Source organism: Geomonas subterranea (genome assembly GCF_019063845.1).
Lineage (GTDB): Bacteria > Desulfobacterota > Desulfuromonadia > Geobacterales > Geobacteraceae > Geomonas > Geomonas subterranea.
This window is the reverse complement of record NZ_CP077683.1, coordinates 4,402,337-4,424,210: the sequence shown is the minus strand read 5'-3', so window position 1 is coordinate 4,424,210 and position 21,874 is coordinate 4,402,337. Positions and strand designations below refer to the sequence as shown.

At 64.3% G+C, this 21,874-nt stretch carries 9 protein-coding genes and 1 tRNA gene; 4 read left to right on the top strand and 6 right to left on the bottom strand.

From position 1 onward, the window contains the following. Nucleotides 1-34: 34 nt before the first annotated feature. From KP001_RS19370 to KP001_RS19355, 4 genes are all read right to left on the bottom strand, one after another. Nucleotides 35-2,038: an Ig-like domain-containing domain gene (locus tag KP001_RS19370; RefSeq protein ID WP_217287166.1), complete on the bottom strand. Its 2,004-nt coding sequence runs from the start codon at nucleotides 2,036-2,038 to the stop codon at nucleotides 35-37. A 93-nt stretch (nucleotides 2,039-2,131) separates the two neighbouring features. Continuing rightward, complete coding sequence (locus KP001_RS19365; protein WP_217287165.1) at nucleotides 2,132-8,653, bottom strand: CxxxxCH/CxxCH domain c-type cytochrome; 6,522 nt, start codon at nucleotides 8,651-8,653, stop codon at nucleotides 2,132-2,134. Nucleotides 8,654-8,856: 203 nt separating this feature from the next. Next, on the bottom strand, nucleotides 8,857-11,733 hold the full coding sequence (locus tag KP001_RS19360; protein ID WP_217287164.1) for a CxxxxCH/CxxCH domain c-type cytochrome: 2,877 nt from the start codon (nucleotides 11,731-11,733) through the stop codon (nucleotides 8,857-8,859). A 93-nt stretch (nucleotides 11,734-11,826) separates the two neighbouring features. Next, a complete protein-coding gene (locus KP001_RS19355) occupies nucleotides 11,827-15,462 on the bottom strand; it encodes a cytochrome C (protein WP_217287163.1) in 3,636 nt (1,211 codons plus the stop codon). Nucleotides 15,463-16,029: 567 nt separating this feature from the next. Here KP001_RS19355 and KP001_RS19350 point away from each other — a divergent pair. After that, a tRNA-Thr gene (locus KP001_RS19350) sits at nucleotides 16,030-16,105 on the top strand. A 403-nt stretch (nucleotides 16,106-16,508) separates the two neighbouring features. Here KP001_RS19350 and KP001_RS19345 read toward each other — a convergent pair. Beyond that, on the bottom strand, nucleotides 16,509-17,042 hold the full coding sequence (locus KP001_RS19345; protein ID WP_217287162.1) for a DUF3332 domain-containing protein: 534 nt from the start codon (nucleotides 17,040-17,042) through the stop codon (nucleotides 16,509-16,511). A gap of 510 nt (nucleotides 17,043-17,552) precedes the next feature. On the opposite strand from KP001_RS19345, the gene KP001_RS19340 reads away from it, so the two are divergent. From KP001_RS19340 to gpmA, 3 genes are read left to right on the top strand one after another with little or no spacing between them, the layout of a single operon-like run. After that, nucleotides 17,553-18,614: a hypothetical protein gene (locus KP001_RS19340; RefSeq protein WP_239027829.1), complete on the top strand. Its 1,062-nt coding sequence runs from the start codon at nucleotides 17,553-17,555 to the stop codon at nucleotides 18,612-18,614. After that, on the top strand, nucleotides 18,548-18,874 hold the full coding sequence (locus KP001_RS22125; protein ID WP_239027828.1) for a M23 family metallopeptidase: 327 nt from the start codon (nucleotides 18,548-18,550) through the stop codon (nucleotides 18,872-18,874). Before KP001_RS19340 ends, KP001_RS22125 begins: the two co-directional genes overlap by 67 nt. A gap of 33 nt (nucleotides 18,875-18,907) precedes the next feature. Further along, nucleotides 18,908-19,615 (top strand): 2,3-diphosphoglycerate-dependent phosphoglycerate mutase, encoded by a 708-nt coding sequence (gene gpmA / locus KP001_RS19335; protein ID WP_217287161.1) that lies wholly within the window; start codon nucleotides 18,908-18,910, stop codon nucleotides 19,613-19,615. On the opposite strand, the gene KP001_RS19330 is transcribed toward gpmA, so the two are convergent. Continuing rightward, entirely contained in the window at nucleotides 19,512-21,710 is a 2,199-nt protein-coding gene (locus KP001_RS19330) for a penicillin-binding protein 1A (RefSeq protein WP_217287160.1), read from the bottom strand. The genes gpmA and KP001_RS19330 overlap by 104 nt on opposite strands. Nucleotides 21,711-21,874: the final 164 nt, after the last annotated feature.

The window sequence follows — 21,874 nt, the reverse complement described above, 5'->3', positions numbered from 1 at the left end:
CGATCTCCTCAAATCCTTCATCGAGCGCTCCTATCTAGTATTGCGTCCAGCTGCCGGTCGCGCCCTTGCTGTCGGTGGCGCGAGCCTGCCATTTGAAACGCCCGTTGAGAATTCCGCTGCAGGTCGCCGCCGCGGTGCTGCCGCTGGTGACCAGGGTGCTGCTGCAGGTCGGGGTGCCGGTGAAGCCGGCGGCGACGTCGACAAGCTCGATGTCAAGCTGCACGGTGTCGCTGTCCGGGTCGGTCACCGTACCCTTGAAGACCAGCGTGGTCAGGTTGGTGTACAGGCCCTTGGTCAGCACCGTGGTGCCGTCGCTCTTGTACTGAACCAGCGTGGCCGGCGCGCCCGGAGCGTTGTTCGGGGCCGGGGCCGAGGTGGTGTAGCTGAAGGGGTAGCTGGCGGCCACCGTGTTGCCCGCAGTATCAGCCACCGCCGCACCGACGGTCACCGTGTAAGTTGTGGTGTTGGCCTGGCCGGAGGGGGCGAACACCGCCTGGGTCCCGGAGCAGCTGGACCTGGTCCAGCCAACCGCCGGAGAGATGGTCACCGTGCTGGTGGTCACCGTGGTGCAGTTGATGTTCTCGCTGAAGTTCAGGGTCACCGCGCCGTTCAGGTTGGTCCCGGTAGCGCCGTTCACCGGCACCGTGCTGGACACCGTCGGCTGCACAGTGTCGACCACTACCGCGACCGGCGTGCCGTACACCGCGGAGACGTTGCCGTAGGTGTCCTTGGCCCAGGGGTACAGGGTGAAGCTGCCATCAGAGGCCACCGTGTAGTTGGTGGGCGCGGTCCCGAGCCAGCCCGCGTCACCCGCAAGCGGTGCGGTGGAGCTGGTGGTGATCATGTAGCCGGTAACACCGTTGGCGTCGGTGGCCGCAAACCCGGACACGGTGATGGTGCGCGACAGCGACGGCGTCGTGGCGGCAAAGCCCGCACTTACCACCGGCTTGGTCGAGTCGACGAAGACGGCAACCGGCGAGGCGTACACGTTGGACACGTTACCCGCTGCATCCTTGGCCCAGGGGTAAAGAGTGTAGCTGCCGTCGGCGGCCACGGTGTAGCTGGTCGGTGCGGTAGCGGTCCACCCTGCTGCGCCGGCAAGCGGTGCGGTAGAGCTGGTGGTGATGATGTACCCGGTAACCCCGGTGTTGTCGGTGGCTGCGAAACCGGAAACAGGGATGGTCTTTGAGAGCGACGGCGTCGTGGCCGCGAAGCCTGCCGATACCACAGGCTTCGTCGTGTCGCCCCCGCCGCCGCTGGTGACGGTGACCGTGATGATCTGCTCCACGTGGGATTTCGCGGAGTCGTGGCCGACGCCGAGCACCGCGACCTGGTAACTGCCCGCGGCGGTGCCGGCCGGAACCGTCACGATGGCGTCGGCACCCATGTTGTCGGCGATGCCGTCCAGGTCCTTGCCAGCGGTGGCGTTGTCGTAGGCCGCGTTTCTGGTGCCGGTGTCCCAGGCGGTGGTGTCGTAGTTGATGGTGTAACCCACCGGGCTGGCCGGATATTGCACTGCGGCGCTGTAGGAGTTCGCGGTGGCCCAGCCGGCGGGGACGCCGTCGGCGGCATCCCAGACAGCGTTCCACCCGGGAATGGCCGGGGAGTTCACGGTACCCTTGGCAAGGCCCCATCCGGTGGGGAGGTTGATCTCAACGCCGACGCCGACTTGGCCGCCGGCGGCGTTGGTCACGTTGGTGAACTTCCAGTCCACCTCGAAGGTGCCGCCCGCAGCGACGGTCACCGAGGTCCCCACCACGCCGTTGATGGCGGTGGTGATGGTGGCGTCGGGGTCTATCTGCACGTGGCAGCCCGAGTTGCTGCAGGAGCCGTACTTGGTCGGCCACGCGTTGGCGTTAGGCATGAAGTAAGAAGTGACACAGAATCCGGAGAACAGCAGGATCATCACGAGTGCCGCCACCAGGTTCGTGCGCACACGACCGCTCACGTTCCCAATGATCCCATCCAGCGACTGGACAGTTGCCAGATCCGAACCTTTCTCCGGGTGGATTCCTGCTTCTACAACTGCTTTTTTCATAGTGACCTCTTCCCCATCGTTTTTTGCCGTTATGTATCGAAACTCAAAGTTCTTTGGAAGTCCCTCCCGGGCATGAGCCCGGGAGGAACGTGGTTACAGGTTGAGATGGCACATGGTGCAATCACGTGCCCCGCCGAAGTCGTTGACCCAGTGTACGGCGTTGCCGTTGTGGCAGGCGATGTTGGAGCAGCTGCCGTTGGAGTAAGTGCCCACGGTCAGGTAGTTCTTCGACGTATCGTAGGAAGTCACACCCTGCTTGTAGGTACGGGTCTTGTTCCACCCCCCCAGGCCGCCGGTGTAGTTCACGAAGGCGGCATCGGTGACCTGGGCCTTCGACTTCATGTAGGCGTTCGGCACGAAGGCTATGTCGTTCTTGCCGTTCACGTGGTTGGCCAGGTTGGTGATCCTGGAAGCGCCAAGGGCGTCGGTGTTGTTGCCGGTCGTGTTGCCGTGGCACGCCGCGGTGGAGCAGGAGCTGTTGTACTTGTTCCTGGCAACGTTGACCGTGTTGTAGTGGCAGATGTTGCAGCCGATGGTGGTCGACTGCGCCGGGTCGCCGTGGCCCGCGTTCACCCCGACGGCGCCGGCAGCCGGGAGCAGGCCGCTCGTGCCGCTGAAGATGTTGTCGTAGTGGATGCCGACCTTGTGGGACAGGTGCGAGTCGGTGCTCGGCGCGTTCTCGTGGCAGCCGGAGCAGCGGGTCGCCGCGGTGTAGGTCTGGTTCCACTGCGGCGTGGTGGTGTTCTCGTGGCAGTAGACGTTGGAGCAGGAGACCGTACCGGTACCAGTGCTGCCGATGAGGCCGGCGGCGGTGTTCTTCTTCCTGAGCGTGCTGGCGTTGGTCGCGGTGTTCAGCTCCACCTCGACGGTGCCGTTCATGTGGTTGGCCAGGGTGAGCGGGTGACAGTTGGCGCAGCCGAAGCCGTAGGCCTTCCAGGTGACGCCGTCGGTATCGGTACCGGTCGAGACGTTGGCCGTGTAGTTGTAGAACGGCAGGGTGCCCCAGGCGGTGCCGACGTGGCGGGTGTGCGCGCCGGACAGGGTGGCGTGGCAGCCCTTGCAGTCAAGCGTTGCGCCCCAGACGGCGTTGGTGGCGGTGTAGCCGGTGCCTGCGTGGCAGGAGACGTTGGTGCAGGTCTTGCTACCCGGGTAGCCGAAGCTTGCGGTGCCGCCGTTAAGGACGTCGGCCACCTTGTTAGTGTGGTTGCCGATGATGACGGTACCGGTTGCATCCACGGTGCTGCTGTGGCACAGCACGCAGGTTGCGGCGCCGGCTGCCTTCACGTGTTTCTGGTGCGAGTTGGCGCTGGGGGAGCCTTGGGACCCGCTGGTGTAGTTCGGCTCGCCGGCGACAGAGGTGAAGGCGACCCCGGCGGTGCCGAAGGTCTTGGCGCCGTGGCAGCCGTTGCAGCCCAGCGCGGTGCCGCCCCAGGACGGAGCTGCCGGCTCGACCGTCGCAACCATGCCGGTCTGTCCCTTCTTGCCGGAGCTGTGGCAGTAGCTGGCGGAGCAGATGCCGCCGACATAGGTGCTGCTCTTGCCGGCCTTGACGCCGGAGTAGTTCACGTAGGTGTCGGCGTGGACCAGCGTGTTGGAGATCTGGGTATCGCTGGAGACACTCTGTGCGTGACACTCCACGCAGCCGTAGTTGGTCGCGGCGGAGCCGGTGTTCACGTGCTGGGGATGCGAGCCGGTGGCAAGGATGTTGCTACCCAGGGCCACCGGGCCGCCGTGGCAGCCGTTGCAGCCAATGGTGGCGCCCCACTGCGCGTCGGGCACGCCCGCCACCCTGCCGTTGCCGGAGTGGCAGCTGATGTTGGAGCAGGTCTTGTTGGCGCGTTTGTAGAAGGTTTTGCCGCCACCCGAGGTGAAGTTGTTGAAGCCGTTCAGGTGCTGGCTGCCGCTGATGATGGCAATCCCGTTGCTGGTGGTCTTGGAGTGACAGAAAACGCAGGTCCCGGCCCCGCCGCTCCCCACGTGCTTCTTATGGGAGTTGGCGCTCTCGGTCCCCGGCAGGCCGGACGTGTAGTTAGGCTCGCCCGCTACGGTGGCGAACTCTACCCCGGCGGTACCCAGGCCCTGCGCACCGTGGCAGCCGTTGCAGCCCATACCGGTGCCGCTCCAGTTCGGGGCCGCCGGTTCGATGGTGGCGACCATGCCGGGCTGTCCCTTCTTGCCGGAGGTGTGGCAGTAGGTCGCGGAACAGGTGCCGCCGACCACGGTGCTCCTCTTGCCCGCCCTGACACCGGAGTAGTCCACGAAGTTGTTCATGTGGTTGGCGGCGCCCAGGCTGGTGTCGCTGGTGACCGTGTTGGCATGGCACTCGACGCACGCCAGGTTGTCCCCGATCACCCCGCTCTGGTTCGTGTGCTGCGCGTGCGCCCCGGTGACGATCCTGTTGGTGGGCAGGCCGACCGGGCCGCCGTGGCAGCCGTTGCAGTTGAGGGCGGTGCCCCACTGCGCGTCGGCGACAGAGGCGATCTTGCCGTTGCCCGAGTGGCAGGTGATGTTGGAGCAGGTCTTGTTCACCTTCTTGCCGAAACTGAGATCGGCTGCGGTGTAGTTGGAGAAGCCGTTCAGGTGCTGGTTACCCGCGATCAGCGTGGTGCCGTTTGCGGTGGTTTTCGCGTGGCACTTGGCGCAGGTAGTGGCGCCGGCGGCGCCGACGTGCTTTTCGTGGCTGTTGGCCGCGGCGAGGCCGGAGCTCACATAGTTCGGCTCGCCCGCCACCGAGTTAAAGGCGACCCCGGCGGTACCCATGGCTTTCGCGCCGTGGCAGCCGTTGCAACCCATGGCCGCGCCGCCCCAAGAGGGGGCTGCCGGCTCGACCGTCGCCACCATCCCGGTCTGCCCCTTCTTGCCGGAGGTGTGGCAGTAGGTGGCGGAGCAGGTGCCGCCGCTGTAGGTGGTGCTCCGGCCCGCCCTGACGCCGGAGTAGTCGACGAAGTTGTTCAGGTGGTTGGCAGGCGTGGAGACCAGCGAGTCGCTGGAGACCGTCTTCGAGTGGCACTCGACGCACCCCAGGTTGTCGCCCAGGACGGTGGCCTGGTCCATGTGCTGCGAATGGCTGCCTGTGTTGAGCTTCCTGGTGCCCAGGGACGCCGGGCCGCCGTGGCAGCCGTTGCACAGCAGGGTGTCGCCCCACTGGGCGTCGGCCACGCCCACCACCTTGCCGTTGCCGCTGTGGCAGGTGATGTTGGAGCAGGTCTTGTTGGCGACCTTTCCGAAACTGCCGTTGGCGGAGGTGTAGTTGGCCAGGCGGTCCAGGTGCTGGCTTCCCGCGATGATGGCCGTGCCGTTGCTCGTGGTCTTCGAGTGGCAGTTGGAGCAAGTGGTGGCACCGGCCGCACCGACGTGTTTCTTATGGGAGTTGGCGTTGGTGGAGCCGGCCGTGCCGTTCACGTAGTTGGGCTCGCCGGCTACCGAAGCGAAGTCAACGCCCGCGGTCCCGAAGGGCTGCGCGCCGTGGCAGCCGTTGCATCCCATGCCGGTGGCGCTCCAGTTCGGGGCCGCCGGCTCGACGGTGGCCACCATGTTGGCCTGCCCCTTCTTGCCGGAGGTATGGCAGTAGGTTGCGGAGCAGGTGCCCGAGACCAGGGTGCTCCTCTTGCCCGCCTTGGCGCCGGAGTAGTCGACGAAGTTGTTGATGTGGTTTGCAGGCGTGCCGATGGCGGTGTTGCTGGAGACGGTGTTGGAGTGGCACTCGGCGCACACAAGGTTATCCCCGAGCACCGAGGGCTGGTTGGTGTGCTGCATGTGCGCACCGGTGTTGATGACGTTGCTGCCAAGGGCAGCCGGACCGCCGTGGCAGCCGTTGCAGTTGAGGGTGGCGCCCCACTGCGCGTCGGCGACCGAGACGATTTTGCCGTTGCCCGAGTGGCAGCTGATGTTGGAGCAGGTCTTGTTCACCTTCTTGCCGAAGCTCAGGTCGGCGGCGGTGTAGTTGGCGAAGCCGTTCAGGTGCTGGTTCCCTGCGATGAGTGTGGTGCCGTTGCTCGTGGTCTTGGCGTGGCACTTGGCGCAGGTGGTGGCGCCGGCGGCGCCTACGTGTTTCTCATGGCTGTTGGCGGCGGCGAGGCCGGAGCTCACGTAGTTCGGCTCGCCCGCCACCGAGTTGAATGCGACCCCGGCGGTACCCATGGCTTTCGCGCCGTGACAGCCGTTGCACCCCATGGCGGGGCCGCTCCAGGAGGGAGCCGCCGGCTCGACGGTCGCCACCATGCCGGACTGCCCCTTCTTGCCGGAGGTGTGGCAGTAGCTGGCGGAGCAGGTGCCGCCGCTGTAGGTGGTGCTTCTTCCTGCCCTGACGCCGGAGTAGTCCACGAAGGAGTTCAGGTGGTTGAGCGGCGTGGATACAGCCGAGTCGCTGGAGACGGTCTTGGAGTGGCACTCGACACAACCCAGGTTGTCCCCCAGGACGTTAGCCTGGTCCATGTGCGCCGCGTGCTTGCCGGACGCAAGCTTCCTGGTGCCCAGGGAAGCCGGGCCGCCGTGGCAGCCGTTGCAGCCAAGGGCGGTGCCCCACTGGGCGTCGAACACGCCGGAAACCTTGCCGTTGCCGCTGTGGCAGGTGATGTTGGAGCAGCTCTTGCTGGCGGCCTTGCCGAAGCTGCCGTTGGCGGAGGTGTAGTTGGCCAGGCGGTCCAGATGCTGGCTACCGGCGATGATAGCCGTGCCGTTGGCCGTGGTTTTAGAGTGGCAGTTGGCGCAGGTGGTCGCGCCGGCAGCACCGACGTGCTTTTCGTGGCTGTTGGCGGCGGTAAGGCCCGAACTCACGTAGTTCGGCTCACCCGCGACGGAAGTAAAGGCGACCCCGGCGGTCCCGAAAGCCTTGGCGCCGTGGCAGCCGCTGCACCCCATGGCCGGTCCGCTCCAGGACGGATTGGCGGGCTCGACGGTGGCGACCATGCCGGCCTGCCCCTTCTTGCCGGAGGTGTGGCAGTAGGTCGCGGAGCAGGAACCGGAGACCAGCGTGCTGCTCTTGCCTGCCTTTACGCCGGAGTAGTCCACGAAGTTGTTCATGTGGTTCGCCGGAGTGGCGATGGCCGTGTCGACCGCGACGGTCTTCGCGTGACATTCGGCGCAGATCATGTTGTCGCCGATCACCGAAGGCTGGTTCGTGTGCTGGGGGTGCGCGCCGGTATTGATGACGTTGCTTCCCAACGCGAGCGGGCCACCGTGGCAGCCGTTGCAGCCGAGGCTGGTGCCCCATTGGGCGTCCGCTACCACGGGAACCTTGCCGTTGCCGGAATGGCAGCTGATGTTGGAGCAGGTCTTGTTGGCCTTCTTGCCGAAGCTGGCGCTTCCGGAGGTGTAGTTGATGAAGCCGTCGATATGCTGGCCGCCGGCGACGATGCTGGTGCCGGTGGTCGTGGTCTTGGCGTGGCAGCTGTTGCAGGTGGACGCACCCGCCGCCCCGACGTGCTTCTGATGGCTGTTGGCGGCGGCAAGGCCGGAGCTCACGTAGTTAGGCTCGCCCGCGACGGAGCTGAAGGCGACCCCTGCGGTCCCCATCGGCTGGACACCGTGGCAGCCGTTACAGACCATGGCCGCGCCGCTCCAGGACGGGTTGCCCGGCTCGACGGTCGAGGCCACGCCCGCGACACCCTTCTTGCCCGAGGTGTGGCAGTAGGTGTTGGAGCAGGAACCTGCGGAGTAGTTCTTGCCGGCCTTCGCGCCGGAGTACTCGACGAAGGTGTTGACGTGGTTCGCGGTAACGGCGACTGCGGAGTCGCTCGCTGCGGTTTTCGCATGGCACTCGACGCAGCCGTAGTTGCTCCCCAGGGCCCCCGGGTTGTTGATATGGGCCTGGTGTTTCCCGGTGCCGATCGGGCTACCGAGGGACGCCGGTCCGCCGTGGCAGCCGTTGCAGCCAAGGGTCGCGTTGCCCCAGGAAGGGGCGGTGGTCACCGTGAAGGGACCGGTCTTCGTGGTGCCGTCGCTGTGGCAATAGATGCCCGAGCACGTTCCAAAGGTGTTGGTCTGGCTCGGGAGAAAGTCGTTGGTCGGGCCGGAGTAGCTCCCGCCGTTGTTGGGTGCCGCGTTGAAGCTGACCGCGATGCCGCGGTGGGTCACGCTGGTGGCATGCGCGAAGGGGGTCGCCGCTACGGTATGGTCGGTATGGCACTTGACGCAGGAGCTGGTGCCGGTGCCGTAATAGGTGCCGTGTTTGGAACCGGAGACGGGATGGCCGGCGCTGGGCGAGTTGCCGTGGCAACTGTTGCAGTCGGCGGGGCTGGAGTAGGCAGCACTCCCCCACTCGGGGCTGGTGCGCTCGAAGTGACAGTTCACGTTGGAGCAGGACCCAAGCGGATTCGGGGGCACCGAGGTCTGGTTCAGGAAGGCCCGGCTGTAACTACCCGTCGCGGAACCGTTGATGTTGCCGGAGACCTTGATGTCAGCTGTGCGGTGGCCGTTCTGGTACACGAGTACGGCGGAGCCGTGACACTTCGTGCACGACAAGGCGTTACTGTCGGCGTGGCTGCCATGATTGCCCTTGAATGCGCCGGTGGCGGGAATACGCCGGCCGTTCGCCGAGTCAAGAGGAGGCATGGTGTGGCAGGCGTCGCACCCGTAGTTGTACTGCGGTGCGGCCTCGGCCTTTGTGCCAGCCAAGAGTGTAACTCCCAGCGTCATCAGCAAAGCTATCACTCGTGGGTTATACCATCCGAGTCTGCGGTAGCCCCTCATTTCCACTCCTTTATCTCAAAACACCTGACCGTAGTGCTAGTTCATCCACGACCCGGCGGGGGGATCCACTCCCCCGCCGGGGTTTTCACATGCTGCTGTTTTATAACGGATAAAGCGTCTTTAACTGCTTAGCGTTCGATGCTCCACTTCGCGGTTGGCTTGAAGTGGCAGCTCACGTTGAAGCAGCTACCCGACTTGTTGGTCCCGCCGGAAACCAGCGTAGCGCTGGTGTAGGTGGCGAGGGCATCGCCGGAGAAACGGAACTGCGGGTCGATGTCGACGCTCACGCTTTCCACGTGGGTCCTGATCGGCAGGGCACGGGCGTGGGAAGCGTCGCTCCCTTTGTGGCAGGGGAGGCAGTTAGCCCAACCTTCAGACGGCTTGGCGTCTTTCTTGATGTGCCCCGCGACGATGTGGGCGCCGCCGCCGCCGGAGTAGTCTTCGAAGCGGGCTGAAGACCAGCTACCCTGTACGCCGAAGCTGATCGCGCTGATGGTCTGACGCGGTGCCGGCGGGTAGCCGTGGCAGGCGTCGCAACCGCCGGGGGGCACGAAGGCGAGGCCGGTGGCCGGGTTGTGCGCGTGGCAGTCGAGACAGTTGGTGGTGGAGTCGACGTGGGCTGCCTGCGGCTGGCCAGCCTTGGTGAAGTACTGGGTAGTGGTGTGGCAGACCTGGCAGACGCCGGTCCTGGCACCGTTGGCGAAGGTGTTGTTGCCGGTGAAGCTGACTGCGGTGCCGTTGATGGTGCCGTTCACCATCATGGCGTTGGTGGTGCCGTGTGCGTTGTGGCAGTCCGAGCACTTGGCGCCCAGGCCGGTGGCCTGGTGGACTTTCACGTTGAGTGCCGCGCCGGTAACCTTGGCGGCGTTGGTGTGGCAGTAGTTACATTCCTGGTTGGCCGCGCCGGTCAGGACGCCGAGCAGACGCTTCTGATCGCCGGCTATGCCGTTGATGTGAGCGGAGCTGTTGTCGTGGCAGGCGGAGCAGGCCTGGGCGACGCCGGCCTTGCCGTGGCCCGCGGTGGCCGCGAGGGTCTTGTCAGGAGCGGTGAGGCCGCCGATGACGGAGAGCGGGCCGCCTGCGGTCGAGTGGCAGCTTTCGCAGGTGACACGGCCGGTGGTCCAGTTGGTGCTCTGGCTGTGGCAGGTGGAGCAGGTGCCGATCTTGTTCATGCCGCCGGCGAGCTGCAGGGTGCCGTCGGCATGGGTGCTCGCGGTGTTCGAGGTGTGGCAGTTCGAGCAGGAGGTGGTCAGGGTCGAGTTGAAGCCCGGGCCGTAAGCTGCCGTGAAGTGCGCGGTGTGCGCGTTGCTGTTGATCAGGCCGCCGGCGGTGTTGGAAAGCGCTGTGTGGCAGGTACCGCAGGCACCGGATGCAGGGACGTTCCACTGCGGGGTTGCCGAGAGGTGGCAGGAGGTGGCGCAGGTCTTGGTGGCGGTGCCGCCCCAGGTGGTCACGCTGGCGCCGGCGACTTCGACGGTGGCGTCGCCGTGGAGAGCCTTGTTGACGAAGAAGGTGTTCCCGCTGACAGTAGCCGCGTGGCAGGTGTCGCAGGTATACCCTTTGGTGCTTACGTGCGCCGCGTGCGCGTTGGTGGTAAGGGTGCTGGAGTTGCCGTGGCAACCGCTGCAGCCAAGGGAAGCACCCCACTTGACAGCGGGGACGTTGGCGACGATGCCGTTGCCGTCGTGGCAGGATACCGCGGAGCAGGTGTTCCCGACGACGGTGAAGCTCCTGGCGCCGGCCTTGACGTCACGGGTGCTGTTGGTGTGGAACCCACCAGCCTTGATGCTGGTGCCGTTCGCGGTGGTGTCGGCGTGGCAGCTTGCGCAGTCAGCGGCCGAAGCAACGTGGTTTTTATGGCTGTTGGCGCGCGGCTGGTCGGCCCCGGCGTTGGTGTAGTTCGGCTCGCCGGCCACGGAAGTAAAGGCCGGAGCGGCATCGGCGCCGTGGCACGATTTACAGGTCAGCGCGGTGGAACCGGTCCAGGTCACGCTCTTCATGGTGCCCTTGCCGTCGCTGTGGCAGTAGGAGGTGGAGCAGGTCCCGGACACCGGGGTGCCCACGCGGGTGCCGGCCACGTCCTTGGTCTGGTTCACGTGGTTTGCGAAGCTGGAGATGGTGGTGTCGTTGGTAACGGTCGAGCTGTGGCACTCGACGCAGCCGTAGTTGGTGCCGAGGAAGGCCGCGTTGTTCACGTGTTTCGCGTGGTTGCCCGACAGGGTGTTGGTGGTCGCGTCACCATGGCAGCCGGCGCAGGTAAGGGTCCCACCCCAGGTCGGGGGGGTGTAGGTGCCGCGGCCGTTGCTGTGGCAGTAGACGTTGGAGCACTGGTTGGCTGCGAAGCTGCCGCCGCCAGCGAATTTCACCTCGATGGCGCGGTGGCCGGCGGAGGTGGCGTGGGCGAACGGCTTGGCCTGTACCGAGTGGTCGGTGTGGCACTTCACGCAGGAGCCGGTGCCGAGGCCGTAGTAGTTGCCGTGCTTGGTGCCCGCGGTCGGGTGGTTGCCGGTGGAAGGAGCGACATCGTGGCAGGCGGAGCAGCCGCCCGGCACGGTGAGCGCCGCGCTACCCCAGGCCGGGGTCGCCCTCAGGGTGCCTTTGCCGTTGCTGTGGCAGGTCGCGGTGGAGCAGGTGCCCATCGGGTTCGGCGGTACCGAAGTCTGGTTCACGAAGCCGGCCGCGATCTTCCTGGAGTAGCCCATGCCGTCGGCAAGCTCGATGGTCTTGTTGCGGTGCCCCATCGCGTAGCTGCTCACCTGGTTACCGTGGCAGGTCACACAGGAGTTGACCGCAGAGGTTGCGTGACCGGCATGGTTACCCGGGACAGCGCCGGTGTTGGGGTCTTTCTTCACAGTACCCGAATCCAGCGGCGGCATCGTGTGACAGAAAGAACAGTCATAGTTGTACTGTGGGGCGGCCTGTGCCTTCCCCGCGGACAACTGCATCAGTGTCAGCACCAGCAGTGCCAGCACCAGGAAACAGCGCCCTTTATACTTTGATAACATTTTCTCCTCCTCTTGGTGTCCTGCTTCGTCATTGTATAAAAGCTGAATCTTCCGTTGATTCAGAAACGGTGCGGCTTTGCTACTTGTCCTCTCCTACCGCTCGGTGCTCCACCGTGCCGACGGGCTCATGTGGCAGGCGATGTTGAAGCAGCTGCCGGTCTGGTTCGCCCCCGGAACGCTGGTCAGCTTGGCACCGGTGTAGATGGTGAAGCTGTTCGCGAAGCGCAGGCTGTTGTCCACCAGCACCGTCACGTTCTCGATGTGCTCCTTAACCGGCGTCACCATCTTGTGGTACGGCGTGAGCCCCGTGGCGCCGCCGTTGTGGCACACCGTGCAGTTCGTCCACCCCTCTTCCGCCTTGGCAAACGGAGAGATGTGCGCCGCGACGAGGTGCGCGCCGCCGCCGCCCGAGTAGTCCTCGAAGCGCGCGTTGGCCCAGTTGGCGTAGCTTCCGAACCCGGTCGCCGTGTTCTTCGGTGCCGGCGGGTAGCCGTGGCAGGAGTCGCAGCCGCCGCCAATCGGCTTGAAGGCGCCGCCCGCGCTGGTGTGGGTGTGGCAGTCAAGGCACCCCGAAGTGAAGTGGCTCGACTCCGGAACGCCGGCGCGGTAGTAGTTGGTCTTCGTGTGGCAGACCTGGCACAGGCCGCGGTTGTAGATGGTCTCCACCAGCGTGTTCACACGGTCGGTGTACGCGATGTTGAAGCCCCGGATCTCGCCCCTGATCATGGAGAGGTTCCCGGTGCCGTGCGTGTCGTGGCACTCGCGGCAGGCGATCTCCATGTTGTCCTTGGTGACGTGCGTGCCGAGGTTCAGGATGCGCGCAGGGACCACCGCGGCGTTGTTGTGGCACGAGGCGCACAGCGTGTTGTCGTTGGTCATCAAGAGGCGCTTGCTGTCGCCCAGGGTCCCCGTGATGTGGGTGGCGTTCCGGTCGTGGCACACGGTGCACTGGTTCGACACCGCGAAGCGGCCGTGACCCTTGGTGCCGAAGTACGCCTTGAACGGCGCCTGGGTGCCGTTGGGGAGCACCGCGGCGTTCTGAGCGTGGCAGACGGTGCACTCGATGCGGGCGGTGGTCTTCCAGTCCACCAGCTGACCCGCATGGCAACCCATGCACAGCGAGCCGTCGCCGCTCTTCAAGTCCGGCGAGCCGTTGTTGTGGGTGGCGGTGGTTCCGATGTGGCACGCCTGGCAGACGGTGTACTCGCTCCCCAGGTAGGCGCCCGGGCCGTAGACCGCGGTGATGTGGGTAGCATGCTGGTTGGTCGCCATCGGGCTCGGGGTCGAAGCGGAGCCGCCGTGGCAGGTGATGCACAGGTTGCGCGCCTTGTAGGCGACGACGGAATCGGCCACCGCCTGGCTGATGGCGCCCGCATCCCGCAGCGTCGGCACCGCCAGCGTGGTCACCGAGTCGTCGATGACGCCGTTGTCCAGGATGTCGATGGAGTCCATGGCGAGCTGTTTCGAGTAGCGCGGGTTGTGGCCGAAGGAGCCGAGCTCCCGCACCAGGAGTGCGTAGTTGAAGGCGGCGCCCATGACGTTCGCGCCCTGCTGACCGGAGCCCCAGTTACGCTCGTTGAAGTGCGGCGCCTTCTCCATGTAGATGAACCCCTTGGCCGCCAGTTGCGCGCGCAGCACTTCCAAAAGGCTCGTGAAGGAATCGCGCGCCAGCTGGCGTTGCTCTTCCGGCATGTTGGCGCCGTGGCAGTTGGTGCAGATCGCGCTCACCCCGCTTCTGAAGGAGTGGCCGTAGGTGCCGTTTCTGTGGCACATGATGCAGGGCCCCTTGGCGTTGTCGAAGCCGAGGTTGCTGTGGGTGGCGCCCAGGTCGTAGCTGCGCCCCGGGAAGTGGTAGCCGCCCTTGGCATACATGGTGGCGGCCGACACTGCGTAGTGCGGCGGTATGAAGGCGAGGTTGGTGAAGTCCGCGTTCGACTGCAGTTTGTCCGTGATCACCTGGCCGGTATTGGTGCCGCTGTGGCAGGTCATGCAGAGGTTGGACTCGCCCACCGCCGGGTTCAGGTAGGTGGGCTCGTTGGCGAACGGCTTGGACGGCGCCATGGTGCGCAGCGCACCCGCGACGATGTCGACGTGGCAGGCGCGGCAGGTGACCATCTCCTTGGTCTTGTCCGCGGAGTCGCCCCAGGCCGTGGTCACCTTGGCGGTGGAGTAGGCCACGAAGCCGGTGGTGGTGTGGCACTGCACGCAGCCGTTCATGGTCTTGAAGTCGTAGGTGGAGTACGCCGGCGCGCTCCCCTTGGCGTGGCCGGAGGTGTACCATGCCTGGCGGATCGCCTGGTTGCTGACCGTCGAGAAGTGGCAGTCGGTGCAGGCCGAACGCGAGGTGACGTAGGTGGCCGGGTAGGCGCCGGTGGTCATGTTGCCGTAGTGCAGCGTCTCGAGATCACCCTGTACCGCCGCGAAGCTGGAGTGCGGGTTGTGGCAGGAGATACAGAGGACGTTCCTGCCGATCTCGACCGTGTGGTTGGGGACGATCCCCAGGCCGTTGTAGTGGCAACCCGCGCAGACGCCCGGGTCCGCCTCGGGCTGGTGTGCTCCCCCCTTGTGGCAGGAGGTACAGGTGACGCCCATCTTCTTATGCATGGAGCGATCGTAGCCGGAGAAAATCGAGTCGGTGTGGCAGGCGGCGCAGAAGTAATCGCCCACGGGGCCAGCGGAGGCCTGCAGGTTCACGAAGGTGTTGGAGTCGACGCTCGAGACGTTGACCGGGGTCGGCATGGCACCGGTGGTATGGCAGGAAACGCAGGATACGCCCAGGGACTTGTGGTTCGAGGAGGACCACAGGGTGAAGGCCATCGGGGTCGGGTAAACGCCGGTGGCGGAGTGGCAGCCGTTGCAGTCGGTTCTCATGGAGTCGATCAGCGAGTCCACCACCTTGACCTGGGTGGTGGAGGTGGAGACCGCGACGCCGTTCATGTACTGGGTGGCCCGGAACACGTAGGTCCCCAGCACCATCGGCACGAAGTCCGGGTTCAGCGTGCTGGCTTGCAGCAGGGTGACCGCCGGGCCGCTCTCCTGGTTCCAGGTGAAGGTGCCCCCCCCCTGCATGGAGCCCCTCAGGGTCACCTTCGTGGCCACCATCCCGGTCTGATTCTCGCCGGCGCTGATGCCGACCGCGGAGAAGGACGCGGTCACGGCGGCAGGACCGGTTACGTTCCTGGCCGTGATGTTGGCCTGGCCGAGGTAGGGGAAGCTGATCGCGCCGCCGGAGAGGGTGGTGGCGGTGCCGCCGCTGACGGCGGTCAGGACCGAGTTGGCGTTGGGGGTGGCGGTGAACACGGCGGTGCCGTTGTAGGTGACCTGGGTGCTGGCCGGGGTGATGCCGCCCGGGCCGTAGGCGGTGCCGGTGACCGTGTACTTCTGGGCGGTGAAGCCGGCGATCAGGGACTGGGGCGAACCGTCAGCTTTCTTGAAGGTGGTGGTGTAGTGGGTCGTGTAGTTGCCGATCACCTGGGCCACGCCCGTCTTGGTCAGACTGGTGATCTTGTAGCCGGGGTTGGCGGTCACCTTCACCGGAACCAGCTCCGCCGTGGTGAAGTTGGTGTACACGACCGTGCCGGACACTGTCTGGACGGGGTTGTTGCGGATCTGGAGGGTACCGCCGCTGTTGTTCAGCTTGGTCTGCAGCTGGAACGATGTTGCCGCCCATGAGAGCGCCCCCGATATGACGGCCGTAGCAGCCAGAACAGCCAGTGTTTTTCTCAGCATAACCTTCCCCTGTCCCTGGTCCTCACGTGCGGTTATGGACGATTTAGAGGTACGAAATAGTCCTACAAGGGGGGCGACTCCGCAAGAAATGTACCTACAAACAGCACCCTCCACCCGGAGCAGGGCCCTCCACCCGGATAAAATGGAAACAAATTGGACATTTTTTCTTTAAAAATTTTTTTGCATTGCACTTTAACTGAAGAAAATAAATTCTCCAAAACGGGACAAACTCCGCCGTCCGGCGGGGGTATAACATTAGAGAGCAGCGAAAACACGGAGTACGCCATCGTTAGACTTATCCTCAATGATAACGTTTTGGTAACATCACGATTAGCACAGCCAGCTTCCCCTGACCTGTCCGATTGAGCCTTGCTCTCGGCATCTGTTGTACGTGGTAATGAATTCGATCAAATACAAACGTCGACGGCTATGTGAAAAAACCAGGTGCCGCGCGAGGGGATGCGCTCGCAAGCCGAGGTGACTGGGGAAGTTGAAGGTTGGGGATTTAGAATGAGATTGACTGAGGGGGGGATTTACGGTAAATAGATTAGCCTCGGTAACAGATCAGCCGGAGTAACTCAGTTGGTAGAGTAGCTGATTCGTAATCAGCAAGTCGGCGGTTCGAGTCCGCTCTTCGGCTCCAGAAAAAAGGGGTTACGGCACACGCCGTAACCCCTTCGCTTTTGCAACTGAACCGAAACCAGAGAAAGACAAAATTGAAAAGGCCCGCCATGATGGCGGGCCTTCTTTTTTTGCGTCTACTTGGGTACCCTTTTCAAGGGTGGTTGCCAGTGCCCGTAGGCACCGGGAGGCTACAGCTTCAGGTTGTGAGATTCCGAATCGGTGGAGTTTCTTTGATGCTGATTACCTCCTTTTTCCGAGATCCCTCTTAGCTAGCTAGCTGAGTCAAACATAACATCGGCGGACTGAAAGAAACAGTCTATTGAAATTTTTTTTTTCCAGGTATACTGCTTAAGTTGCCTTCTCTATGAGTTTGAATCCGCTAACATTGCCACACCTCTTCCTGCCGCTGAGTGCTTCCCCTTCTACTGGTACAGAGCCGTCACCTGCCGGCCCGGGTTGAAAGCGTCGGGAGCCGAGCTCGTCACCTGTACTCCTCCCTTGCTGCGCATCGCCTGATACTGGGTCACGTTGTCCCCCCCCCGCAGTAACGCCACCGAGTTGCCGGTCTTCACGTTCCAGTCGATGGTCAGAGTGTCGAGATGGGTATCACCGTGGTAACGGTTGAATGTGTAGCGCAGGGTATCCCCGCTTTTTTGAGCGTGCACCTTGAAGGTGTCGCCGTTTTCGCTGTACTGAAAATCCTTTTCCCCCTGGGCGACCGGGTTGTGGCCGCTCCAGAACTCGATGGTGTTGAACAACACGAAGTCGACCAGTGCCGCGATGCCGTACACCGGAACGATGATGAATACCCAGGTCACCAGGCTGCGCAGGTACTTGTCCCCGACCTGGCCGTTCACCTGGTACACCTTCCTGGTCAGTGCCATCTTGCCGTAGCACCCCTGCAGGGAAACCATGGCTATCACCATGGCAAGTAATGCCGCTGTTATCCTCTTCATCGCAATTCCTCCTATGACATGTGATGTATTTATGGGAAATGATTCTATCCCGATTCTCCTAATATAGCAGAAGACACATGTAAGATGCTCGGATTACTTCGTCCATGACAGGGACGCAACCACCTGTGACAGTGACAATGGAAAAGAGGCCTGCTGTCGCTACGCAAGGCCTCTTTCTTTACTCGATCCCCTCGTTACAGGGGTCATCCCGACGCTTTCGGCATCGGAGCTGGTACAGCTGTCTGGTAATTAGAATCCTCTTCAGTGGAGTTTACTTCGATGCCGCTACCTCCTTATCCGAGACATTCTGTTACAGCTAGCTAGCTTATGAGTAATATACCACCTGTCTGAATTTTTTACAGAGGTCGATATATTTTTTTGGCGAGCGCCAGGGCGCGCCCAGGCTGGACTTCGAGGGGGCGGGTGCTAAAATCCGGTGGTGCTCGACGTGGGTTAATTTTCTCGACAGCGGCAGGCGCGCATGCTGAGCCTGCCGCCAGGGGGAGAACCATGAAAACGACAGCTGTTGCAGCCATCCTGATCCTCCTGCTTCTCCTCGGCTTCGGCGTGTATTACTTTCTCGACACCTCCGGCCCCGCCCTCGCGCTCTCACGCCAGAGCGGTCCCGTCTCCTCCAAACTCGATCTGGCACTGAGACTGCGCGACCGGTCTGGGCTCAAATCGTTGAGTGTGAACCTGGTGCAGGGACAGAAGAGCTTTCCCGTCCTGAGCAGGGATTTCCCCTCCGGAACCAGGGAAGCGGCGGAGACCTTCAGGCTTGCGCCCCAGCCCGGGCTCAAGGAAGGGGCGGTCCGGCTGGAGATCCGGGCCACGGACCGCTCGATATACGGGTTCGGCTCGGGCAACCGCACCGAGCAGTCCTTCACCTTCGACTATCAGAACAAGCCGCCGTCAGTCGCCGTCCTCAGCACCGCCCACAACGTCTCGCGCGGTGGTGCCGGGTTGGTCGTCTACTCGGTGAACCGCGACCTCGCAAGGAGTGGGGTGACCTTCGCCGACCGTTTTTACCCCGGGTACCGGCAGCCGGAGGGGTACTACGCCTGCCTGTTCCCCTTCCCAAGCGACCTGCCGCCGGACCGCTTCATCCCCAAGGTCCAGGCCGTGGACAGGGCGGGAAACGAGCGGCTGACCGGCATCTATTACCACGTCCTGGAAAAGTCCTTCCCCAGGGACCGGATCGAACTATCGGACGCCTTTCTCGAGAAGGTTGCCAGCGAATTCAAGGACCGCTTTCCCAAGGCGGCCACTCCGCTGGAGATATTTCTCAAGGTGAACGGCGAAGGTCGCCAGGCGGACCGGAAGACCCTGTACCAGGTCGGCCTCAAGACCTCACCCACCCCCTTTGGGAGGGGGAGTTCCTGCGCCTCCCAAACTCCGCGCCGCGCGGCACCTTCAGCCAGTTGCGCAGCTACTTCTACAAGGGGAAACAGGTTGACGAGCAGTACCACCTGGGGATCGACCTCGCCTCGCTGGCCCATTCCAAGGTGCCGGCCGCCAACCGCGGGCGCGTGGTGTGGGCCGACGATCTCGGCATCTACGGACAGTGCGTGATCATCGACCATGGGTTGGGCCTGCAGACGCTCTACGGCCATTTGAGCAGGATCGCGGTGAAGGAAGGGGAAGAGGTGCGAAAGGGGGACATCATCGGCGACACCGGTGATACCGGCCTTGCCGGCGGCGACCATCTCCACTTCGGCGTGATGATATCGGGGCAGGAGGTAAACCCTATCGAATGGTGGGATCCGACCTGGATCAGGAACAACGTCACCGGCAAACTCGAAGAGGCAAAACAGGGGGGAAGCGCCAGGTAGCGCGGCGGCACGGCCACTTCCGGAGGTGAACTCATGCAGCAGCTGGTACTGGTTCGACATGGCGAGAGCGTCTGGAACAAGGAAAACCTGTTCACCGGCTGGACCGACGTGGATCTGTCCGAACGCGGCAGGGAGGAGAGCAGGAGCGCGGGGCGGCTCCTGAAGGAAAGAGGCTTCCTCTTCGACGTCGCCTTCACCTCGGTGCTGCGCCGCGCCATCGACACGTTATGGACCGTGCTGAAGGAGATGGACCTGATGTGGATAGAGGAGCGCAAGGACTGGCGCCTGAACGAGAGGCACTACGGGGCCTTGCAGGGACTGAACAAGGCGCAGACCGCGGAGAAGTACGGGGAGGAGCAGGTGAAGCTGTGGCGGCGCAGCTACCATGTCCGGCCGCCCGCGCTCAACGAAGCGGACCAGCGTTACCCCGGCAGCGACCCGCGCTACGCCTCCCTCGCGCGGCATCTCATCCCGAAGACCGAATGCCTGCAGGACACGGTGGAGCGGGTGCTCCCCTGCTGGCAGCAGCAGATCGCCCCGGCCCTGCTGGAATGCCGCCGCCCGCTCGTTGTGGCCCACGGCAACAGCCTGCGCGCCCTCATCAAGTACCTGGACCGGGTCTCGGACGCGGAGATCGTCAACCTGGAGATCCCGACCGGGACACCGCTGGTGTACGAGCTGGATGACGACCTGAAGCCGGTCCGTCACTACTACGCGACGGAGAGCGGCACCCCCGCCTAGCGCGGTTCCCCCCGCTACCCGTACCCCCCTCGCCCCCCGGTTCCCCTTTGCCCGGCACCTCAACGGGAGCCTTGGCAGGTTCCCTGGCAGGCTCCTGCAGCGGGGCTTCGTCGCCGGGAGCGGCGGCTCCCGGCCGCACAGGCTGTGCCGGCGCGGCCGGCGGCATCGCGTCGCCGCCGTGCCTGGAGCAGTAGCTGGCCGGCTCGGTCCCCGCTATGAAATCCTCTTCCTTCGTGGTCGGGCAGTCGGGGGTGGCCAGCTGGCCGGTGGAGGGATCGATGCTCACCGTGACCACCCCCTCGGGCCTCGGGAAGTCCAGCGCGGGCTTGCCGGCGCTGGCGCTACGCATGAACTTCTCCCAGATCGGCGCGGAGACCACGCCGCCGGTAAAACCCCTCCCCCCAGGCTTAGGCTTGTCGTACCCTACCCAGACCCCGGTGATCAGCTGCGGCGTGTACCCCACGAACCAGGCGTCGCGGTAATCGTCGGTGGTGCCGGTCTTGCCGGCGGCGGGGCGCTGGCGGCTGAAGTTCTTCAGCCCCTTGGCGGTGCCGTAGGTCAGGACATCTTTCATCATCGAGGTCGTGACGAAGGCCGTGGCCGGAGAGAGCACCGGCGCCACCTGCGGCGGATTCTCGTTCCAGCTCTTGCGGTTGCGGTCGTAGACCCGGATGATGGTGCGCCCCTCGCTGCGCATCCCGCCGTTGGCAAGCGGCGAGTACGCGGAGACCAGGTCGTTCAGGGTCACCTCGTCGGTCCCCAGCGCGAGCGAGAGGTCGTTGGGTGTCCGAAGGGGAAGTCCCACGCGCCCGGCGAAGGTGACGAAGTTGTTCACCCCCAGCGATTCCAGCAGCTTCACGGTGATCACGTTGTTGGAGTGCGCCAGCGCCTGCCTAAGCGACAGCTCCCCGAAGCTCTTCTTCTCGTAGTTGTGCGGCCGCCAGGTCTGGCCGTTCCCCTTGTTGTAGGAGACCGGAGCGTCGTCCAAAAGGCTCGCCGGGGTGTACCCCTGCTCCAGCGCCGCGGCGAAGATGAGCGGCTTGATGGCGGAGCCGGGCTGGCGCTTGGCCGCGAAGGCCCGGTTGAAGCCCCCCTTGGCGTTGTCGACGCCACCCACCGCGGCCAGCACGTCCCCGGTCTTCAGGTCCATGCAGATGAGTGCCCCCTGCAGGTTCGGGTTCACCTTCCGCACGCCCTCGCGCAGCAGCTGCTCCGCCTGCTTCTGCAGGTTCACGTCCATGGCCGAAATCACGTCCAGCCCCCCCTGCTCCACGATGTGCGCGCCGTAGCGCTCCACGAGCTGCCTGCGCACCAGGTCGAGGTACCCCTGCGCCTGCCCCGGCTTGATAACCGTCGCCGGATGCGCCTCTATAGCCCGTTTCTGCTGCGCCGAGATCATCTTCACGTCGAGCATCCGCTTGAGCACCACGGAGCGGCGCAGGCTCACCTTGGCCAGGTCCCCCAGCGGGTTGTACCGTCCCGGGTTCTTGGGGACCCCGGCCAGAAGCGAGCACTCCGCCTCGGTCAGCTCTTCCGGGTTCTTGTCGAAGTACAGCCGCGCCGCCTGCGCGATGCCCCAGGCGCCGTTGCCGAAGTAGATCTCGTTGAAGTACATCTCCAGGATCTGGTCCTTGGTGTACTTCTTTTCGAAGTCGATGGCGAGCTGCACCTCCTTCACCTTCCGGTCGATCGACTTCTCCCCGGTGAGGAACTTGTTCTTGATCAGCTGCTGGGTGATGGTGGAGCCCCCCTCGGCGAGCCTTCCCTTCACCACGTCCTTCACCAGGGCGCGTGCGATGCCGCGCACGTCGATGCCCCCGTGCTCGTAGAACCGGGCGTCCTCGGTGGCGACCAGCGCCTTGCGCAGAAAGAGCGGGATGCGGTCGATGGAGACCCAGTAGCGCTGGGTGGGGAGGATGCGACCGACGTAGCGCTGCTGCCCGTCAAAGACCCGGATGGAGGTGTAGCCGGCCGGGAGTTCGGGATAGGTGGCGATGGCGGCGTGGGCCGAAACGGCGCAGGTGAGTGCCAGGAGGATGACGAGGAAAACCGGGGAGAAGAGCTTCTTGAGTGATGCGTGCCGACGGTTATGCAAGGTTGCTACTCCTTGTAAGGAGGTGGACGACGGTGATGCTGCGGTTTTCGTGATGGCAACGAACGTATGGGAGGCGAGAGCGCCGGGCGAATGGTTATTCGCCCCTACAGTGATGGCGCCCTAAATGAGGTGCTGTCGTGATCCGGGTGACCTGTAGGGGCAAA

Bases quoted from the DNA above. Each gene is read 5' to 3' on its own strand.
- KP001_RS19355 (WP_217287163.1), bottom strand. From the start codon at position 15,462: ATGCTGAGAAAAACACTGGCTGTTCTGGCTGCTACGGCCGTCATATCG.
- gpmA (WP_217287161.1), top strand. From the start codon at position 18,908: ATGCAGCAGCTGGTACTGGTTCGACATGGCGAGAGCGTCTGGAACAAG.
- KP001_RS19360 (WP_217287164.1), bottom strand. From the start codon at position 11,733: ATGTTATCAAAGTATAAAGGGCGCTGTTTCCTGGTGCTGGCACTGCTG.
- KP001_RS19370 (WP_217287166.1), bottom strand. From the start codon at position 2,038: ATGAAAAAAGCAGTTGTAGAAGCAGGAATCCACCCGGAGAAAGGTTCG.
- KP001_RS19345 (WP_217287162.1), bottom strand. From the start codon at position 17,042: ATGAAGAGGATAACAGCGGCATTACTTGCCATGGTGATAGCCATGGTT.
- KP001_RS19340 (WP_239027829.1), top strand. From the start codon at position 17,553: ATGAAAACGACAGCTGTTGCAGCCATCCTGATCCTCCTGCTTCTCCTC.